Origin of the sequence: Streptomyces sp. SID10853 (assembly GCF_010548145.1) — a bacterium.
Classification (GTDB): domain Bacteria; phylum Actinomycetota; class Actinomycetes; order Streptomycetales; family Streptomycetaceae; genus Streptomyces.
Window position 1 is genome coordinate 1 of the sequence record NZ_JAAGLN010000299.1, and the last position, 7066, is coordinate 7066.

At 73.2% G+C, this 7066-nt stretch carries 6 protein-coding genes; all 6 read left to right on the forward strand.

Translation table 11 applies throughout. The features are described from left to right. The first annotated feature begins 239 nt into the window (after window positions 1–239). The 6 genes from G3I19_RS32710 (at window position 240) to G3I19_RS32735 (ending at window position 6782) form a co-directional block, all read left to right on the forward strand. A complete protein-coding gene (locus G3I19_RS32710) occupies window positions 240–503 on the forward strand; it encodes an acyl carrier protein (protein ID WP_164267342.1) in 264 nt (87 codons plus the stop codon). A gap of 1 nt (window position 504) precedes the next feature. After that, the gene (locus G3I19_RS32715; RefSeq protein WP_164267343.1) at window positions 505–1404 is read left to right on the forward strand and encodes an MBL fold metallo-hydrolase; all 900 of its coding nucleotides are present in this window, start codon (window positions 505–507) and stop codon (window positions 1402–1404) included. A 210-nt stretch (window positions 1405–1614) separates the two neighbouring features. Beyond that, a complete protein-coding gene (locus G3I19_RS32720; protein ID WP_164267344.1) occupies window positions 1615–3216 on the forward strand; it encodes an AMP-binding protein in 1602 nt (533 codons plus the stop codon). 58 nt (window positions 3217–3274) lie between these two features. Further along, a complete protein-coding gene (locus G3I19_RS38170) occupies window positions 3275–4999 on the forward strand; it encodes an FAD-dependent oxidoreductase (protein ID WP_164267345.1) in 1725 nt (574 codons plus the stop codon). A gap of 2 nt (window positions 5000–5001) precedes the next feature. Next, the gene (locus G3I19_RS32730; RefSeq protein ID WP_164267346.1) at window positions 5002–5784 is read left to right on the forward strand and encodes an SDR family NAD(P)-dependent oxidoreductase; all 783 of its coding nucleotides are present in this window, start codon (window positions 5002–5004) and stop codon (window positions 5782–5784) included. Window positions 5785–5825: 41 nt separating this feature from the next. Further along, the gene (locus G3I19_RS32735; RefSeq protein WP_164267347.1) at window positions 5826–6782 is read left to right on the forward strand and encodes an aromatase/cyclase; all 957 of its coding nucleotides are present in this window, start codon (window positions 5826–5828) and stop codon (window positions 6780–6782) included. Window positions 6783–7066: the final 284 nt, after the last annotated feature.

Below are 7066 nucleotides of genomic sequence, written 5' to 3' on the forward strand. Positions count from 1 at the left end.
CCCGCGCCGGACCGCTCGCCGGCGACTGCCCCGTGGACCTGGTGACGGGCGCCGCACGCCCGGCCGGGCTGCGGCACGCGCTGGTCCTGGCCCGCGGACGCGGAGGGTTCAACGCGGCGGCCCTCGTGCGCGGGACACCGCGGTAGCCGTGCCACTTGTGAGAACCAGCCGAGAACCGACCCGAAACCAATCCCAGCACGGATCCGAGGACGGATCCAAGGACGAGGAGGGGGCACATCGTGGAACGCCTTCAACTGACGGACCTGGCCACCTTGCTCCGCGACGCGGCCGGTGACGGCGGGTCAGTGCCCCTGGACGAGGCGGCCCTGGACACCCTCTTCCTGAACCTGGGCTACGACTCACTGGCCCTGCTCCAGGTCACCGGGGTCATCGAGCGCGACCTGGAGGTGACACTCGACGAGGAGGCCCTCGACGAGGCACAGACCCCGCGCCAGTACCTCGACCTGGTCAACGCCGCCCTCGCGGCCCGGGCCACGGCCTGAGATGCCGGACGGCCGGCTCACCGAGGTCGGCGACGGCGTTCTGGCCTACCTACAGCCCGACGGCGGCTGGTGCCTGAACAACGCCGGGCTGCTTCTCGGCGGCGGCCAGAGCGCCCTCGTGGACACCGTCGCCACCCAGACGCGGGCCCTGAACCTGCGACGCCAGGTACTGGGTGTCACGCGGCGGCCGCCCCGGCTCCTCGTGAACACGCACTTCCACGGCGACCACACCTTCGGCAACTTCGTCTTCCCCGAAGCCGTCGTGGTCGGCCACGAACGGGCCCGCACCGAGGCCGAAGCGGCCGGACTGCATCTGGCCGGACTGTGGCCCGATGTGCGCTGGGGCAACCTCGAAGTCGTCGTCCCGCAGGTCACCTACCAGGAGCGGATGACCCTGCGCGTGGGGCCGGTGCGCGCCGAGCTGCTCCATGTGGGGCCCGCCCACACCACCGGCGACACCGTGGTGTGGCTGCCCCGGCAGCGGGTCCTGTTCGCGGGCGACGTGGTGATGTCCGGCGTCACTCCCTTCTGCCCGATGGGCTCAGTGAGCGGCTCGCTGCACGCGCTCGACACTCTGCGCACACTGGACCCGCTCACGGTCGTCCCCGGCCACGGCCCGGTCGGTGGCCCCGAGCTCCTCGACGCCGACGAGGGCTACCTCCGCCGCCTGCAACGGCTGGCCCGCGAGGGCCTGGCCGCCGGGCTGACCCCCCTCCAGCTCGCCCGGGAGGCGGGCCCAGGCCCGTACGCCGAACTCCTCGACTCCGAACGCCTGGTGCCCAATCTGCACCGCGCCTACGCAGAGCAGCAAGGCGCGCCGCCCGGCGCCCCACTGGACATTCCGGCCCTGTTCCGCGAGATGGCGCAATACCACGGCGGCCTGCCGCTCTGCCGCGCCTGAAGCCCGCAGCCGCCGGCCCCGACCGGTCACGCACCGTCCGCACCCGCCCCGGCCCGTGCCCCTCTCCCGGCAGTGCCCTCGAGTGGTTCACGCCCCTGCCTGCGGCACAGGTCGAGTGTTCTTCGACGGCTCCTCAAGCGCCCCGCCGGACGCTGAAAACCGTTCGGCGGCGCTCGTCGCCGCGAGTGGAGACAGAGATGAGGAGACACGGTGCGCGACTTCCCGCACGGAGACCTTCCGGTGGACGGCCTGCTGCGCCGCGCGGCACGGCGCCACCCCGAGGGTGTCGCCGTGCGCACCACGACCCGCACCCTGCGGTTCGCCGAACTCGACGCGTACACCGACCGGATCGCCGGGTGGCTGGGCGGGACCGCGGGCGCCGGGCCCGGCACCCGGGTCGGCGTCGCCCACGTCCTCGCCCCTGAGTTCGCCGCCGCGTACCACGGGGTCATACGGGCCGGCGCCACCGTCGTCCTGATCAACCCGCTCACCGCCCAGGAAGGTCTTCGGCACGTGCTGGCCGCCGGCCGGGTCGAGATCGCCCTCGTCCCGTCGGCCACCGCCCCACTGATCACCGCGATCCGGCACGAACTGCCCTCGCTGCGCGCCGTCGTGGTCACCGACACACCCGACGGCGCCGTACCCGACGGCACCGTGCCGCTGCACGCGGCACTCGACCAGGCGCGCCCCTGGCAGGCGGGCCCGCCACCGGACCCCGGCGCCGTCGCGTGCGTGCAGTTCACCACGGGCACGACCGGCGCCCCCAAAGGAGTCCTGCTCACCCACCGCAATCTGGTCGCCAACGCCCGGCAGACCGCCCTCGCGCACGGCCTGAGCGCCGACTCCGTCACCCTCAACCACCTGCCGCTCTACCACGTCATGCACCTCAACTCGGCCCTGTACGCGGGCGCCTGCCAGGTGCTGTGCCAGGACCCCGACCCGATGGTGTCCCTGACGGCCGCCGCCGATGCGGGGGCCACGCACTACTACGGGCTGCCCGCGCGTCTGCACGCCCTCGCCGCGGACGAGCGCCTGGCCCGGGGCATCCCGCGGGGGCTGCGCCTGAGCGCCGTACTGTCCGGCGGAGCCGCGCTCAGGCCACAGGCCGCCCGCACCCTGCGACAAAGGCTCCGCGTCCCTGTCATCCAGGGCTACGGCATGGCCGAACTCTCCCCGCTGACACACTGCCAGCGGCCCGACCGCTACCGCCCCGGCACCGTCGGCACCGTCGTCGCGGACACCGAGTGCCGCCTCGTCGACCTGACGACAGGGCGCCCCGTCCAGCCCTGGTCCACCGGCGAAGTCCAGATACGCGGACCGCAGCTGATGGCCGGCTACCTCGACGAGGGGCAGCCCGACCGCATCGACGCGGACGGCTGGTTCGCCACCGGCGATGTGGGCTACGCCGACGACGAGGGAAACCTGCGCCTGGTGGACCGGCTCACCGACGTCTTCACGTACGACAACGAGATCGTCTCGCCCAGCCGCGTCGAGCAGATCCTCGCCGACGACCCGCGCGTCGCCGACTGCGTCGTGGCCGACTGGCCCGACCCGGAGCACGGAGCCCTGGTCTGGGCCGGCATCGTGCTGCACCCGGGCGCCGGGGCCCACCCGCACACCCCGGCCGCCGCTCCCCGCCACGTCGGGATCCTCGATGTCCTCGACGCGGTCACCGAGCGCGCCAACGAACGCCTCAGCCCCTTCGAGCGGATCCGCGTCACCGAGGCCATCGACGCGGTGCCCCGCACCCGCACCGGCAAGACCGAACGACGGGCGGTGCGCCAAAGGCTGAAGACGCGGGCCGCCCCCTGATCCGGCGCACCGGCCCCAAGGACCTGCGACCCGACCCCACCACCCCGGGAGACCGACCATGGTGACCTCCGCCCAGCAGCCCGACACCCGGCCCCAGGTGCTGATCGTGGGCGCCGGGCCCGTCGGCCTGACCGCCGCCCACGAGCTGGCCCGCCGCGGCCTGCGGGTGCGCCTGGTCGACGCGGCCCCCGAGCCCGCACGCACCAGCCGCGCCGTGGCCACGCACCCGCGCACTCTGGAGACCTACGACCAGATGGGCGTCGTCGACGCCATGCTCGCGCGGGGCCGCGAGAACCGTGCCTTCACCATGTACGCCCGGGGCCGCCACCTGGTGCGCCTGGAGGCCGACTACGCGTCAATGCCCACCGCCTACCCGTTCACCCTCGTCATCGGGCAGACCGAGACCGAGGCCGTGCTGCGCGGCGCCGTGGCCAGGCTCGGCGTCATGGTCGAGTGGGGCGTGCGCCTGACCGCACTCAGCCAGCACCACGACAGGGTGCACGTCACCCTCGAAGACGCCGCCGGTGCCGAACAGAGCGTCGACACCCCATGGCTGGTCGGCTGCGACGGCGGCCACAGCACGGTGCGCACACTGCTCGGACTCGAACTCATCGGCACCAGCAGCGAGACCTGGATGCTCGCCGACGTGCCCGTCGCCATGGACCTGCCGCCCGACACCATCTACTGGGCTCACACCGGACAGCAGGCCCTGATGATGGTGCCCTACGCCCGCGAGGGCCACTGGCGGCTCCTCGACACGGCACCGCCGGACGACGCCGCTGAGCCCGGCCGCGCCGAGGAGCGCCTCGGGGCGAAACTCTCCAAGGGCCTGGGCCGTGAGGTCACCGTCGGCCGAAGCGAGTGGACCTCCGTGTTCACCTTCCAGCAGCGCATGGTCGAACGCATGGGCGACGGCCGGGTCTTCGTCGCCGGTGACGCCGCGCACGTACACAGCCCCGCCTCCGGGCAGGGCATGAACACCGGCATCCAGGAGGCGTACAACCTCGCCTGGAAGCTCGCCCTGGTCGAACAGGGACATGCGGGGGCGCCGCTGCTCGACAGCTACAGCAAGGAACGGGTCCCGGTCGGCGCCGCGCTGCTCGACTCCACCCGCACCGCTACCGTCCTGGTCCAGTTGCGCAACCTGCTCGCAGGGGCCGTGCTGCCCCTCGTCTTCGGAGTCGTCCGCAGGGTGGGCCCACTGCGCCGCGCCATCCAGCGCAAGGTCCTCGGCGGCATGTCGGGGCTGCGCATCAGCTACCCCAGCTCACCGCTGAGCACGGCCGACGGCCTCGCCGGCCCCCTGCCCCGTACCGGGCCCGGCCCCGGTGAACGGGCCAGAGCGGTGTCCCTGCACACCACCGACCCCGCCGCCCGCCGGGCCTTCAGCGCCGAACTGCGCGACGTACGCTGGTCATTGCTGCTCAGCGCGCACCCCGGCGGCCCCGGCCGCATACCCGCAGACGTGGCCGTCACCGCCGCCGCCCAGTACGGCGAATGGCTCTCGGTCCGCACCCTGGGAGGCCGGCCCGACGGCACCGACGGGCCCGCACCGCACACCGACCCGGGCGCCGCCTTGCGCACCGCGCTCGGACTACGGCCCGGCGCCTGGCTCCTCGTACGCCCCGACGGATATGTCGCCGCCCGCGGCCCCCTCCTCACCCGCGACGCCCTGCGCCGTGCCCTCGCCCCGGCCGGACCACCCGCCCCCCTCGCCGACGCGGCGCACCCCGAGCCGGCCCCGCCACCGGCCCCCGCCGGCACTTTGACGAAGGAGCACTGACCATGTCCGACACCCACCCCGTCGCCCTAGTGACCGGAGGCACGAGCGGCATCGGCCTGGAAGTGGCCCGCACCCTCGGCAGGGCGGGACACCGCGTCTTCCTGTGCGCCCGCCACGAACTGCGGGTCGAGCAGACCGTCGAGATACTGCGGCAGGAGGGCCTGGACGCCGCGGGGCAGGTCGCCGACGTGCGCTCACACGCAGACGTCACCGCCCTGGTGCGCGCCGCCGTCGACACATACGGGCCGCTCACCGTCCTGGTCAACAACGCCGGGCGCAGCGGCGGCGGCGTCACCGCGGACCTCGCCGACGAACTCTGGTACGACGTCATCGACACCAACCTCAACAGCGTGTTCCTCATGACGCGTGAAGCGCTCAAGAACGGCGGTCTGGACGGCGCCGCGCACGGGCGGATCATCAACATCGCCTCCACCGCGGGCAAACAGGGCGTCCTGCTCGGCGCCCCCTACAGCGCCTCCAAACATGGCGTCGTCGGCTTCACCAAGGCACTGGGCCGCGAACTCGCGCCGAGCGGTGTCACCGTCAACGCCGTCTGCCCCGGCTACGTCGAGACGCCGATGGCCCAGCGGGTGCGCGCAGGCTACGCGGCCGCCTGGGGGACCACCGAGGACTCCGTGCGCACGCAGTTCGAGGAGAAGATCCCGCTCGGCCGCTACTCGACCCCCCAGGAAGTCGCCGCCCTCGTCGGGTACCTGGCATCCCGACCGGCCGCCTCCATCACCGCGCAGGCCCTCAACGTCTGCGGCGGCCTGGGCAACTTCTGACTTCCCGACCCGCGCCAGCGACCGAGAAAGAGGTAAGTGTGGTGTCCGACGAACATATCCACCGTACGAGGCACTGTGTCGATGTCGACGCCCGGCCGGGCGTCGTCTACGGGCTGATCGCGGACGCCGTGCGCTGGCCGCTGTTCTTCCCGCCGAACGTCCACGTGGAACGCCTGGAGTTCGACGGCCGCGCCGAGCGGCTGCGGATGTGGGCGAGGGCCAACGGCGAGGTGCGGTCCTGGATCTCCCAGCGAACCCAGGATCCGCAGGAGCGCCGCATCACGTTCCGCCAGACCCGCCCACAGGCACCGGTCGAGACGATGGACGGCACCTGGACCGTCGAGGAACGCCCCGGCGGCACCAGCCGGCTGACCCTGCTGCACACCTTCACCGTCGCCGGTGACCGCCCTGACGACGCGGCGTGGGTGGAACGCGCCTGCGACACCAACTCCCGTGCCGAGCTGGGCAACATCAAGCGTCTCGCCGAACGCTGGACGCGCCTGGACGAACTCGTGCTGTCCTTCGAGGACTCGGTGCGGGTGAACGGCCCGGCCGAACTCGTCTACGACTTCCTGTACCGCGTGAGCGACTGGCCCGAACTCCTCCCGCACGTCTCACGCCTCGACCTGGCCGAGGACACCCCGGGCGTCCAGGTCATGACCATGGACACCGTGACCGGCGACGGCAGCGCACACACCACCGAGTCCGTCCGGGTCTGCTTCCCCCACGCGGGACGCATCGTCTACAAGCAGACAGCCACACCGGCCCTGATGGAGGCGCACACCGGCGAATGGTCGGTGGTGCCCGACGCGACGGGGGTCACGGTCCTCGCGCAGCACAGCGTCGTTCTGCGCGAGGAGGCCATCGAGGCGGCCCTGGGCCCCGGCGCCGGCCTGGGGTCGGCGCGCCGCTACATCCGCGAGGCACTCGGCCGCAACTCCACCGCCACGCTCCACCTGGCCAAAGCCCACGCCGAGTCGGCGATCCGGGTCCTGTGACGCACAGGACCCGGCGCGTCAAGGATCCTGCACGGGTCCTGGGCTGTCTCCCGAGCAGCGCTCCACCGGGACGCGACCGGGGGCCCGCAGCCTCGACGCACGGGCCCCGCACGCCCGTGCCCACACCGACACTCCGTACGACGGGGAGGCGAACGCCGCCGCCATGACCACCACCGCCGGGACCCCCGGGCACCCCACCGTGACCCGCGGCCGCGCCGAGGCGGACGCCCGCTCCCGCGCGCAACGGCTGGAGGCGCGGCTCGGCGACCCCTATGACCCCGCCA

What these genes read in the sequence shown, in the direction of transcription:
- G3I19_RS32730 (WP_164267346.1), top strand. Translation starts at nt 5,002, where the DNA reads ATGTCCGACACCCACCCCGTCGCCCTAGTGACCGGAGGCACGAGCGGC.
- G3I19_RS32715 (WP_164267343.1), top strand. Translation starts at nt 505, where the DNA reads ATGCCGGACGGCCGGCTCACCGAGGTCGGCGACGGCGTTCTGGCCTAC.
- G3I19_RS38170 (WP_164267345.1), top strand. Translation starts at nt 3,275, where the DNA reads ATGGTGACCTCCGCCCAGCAGCCCGACACCCGGCCCCAGGTGCTGATC.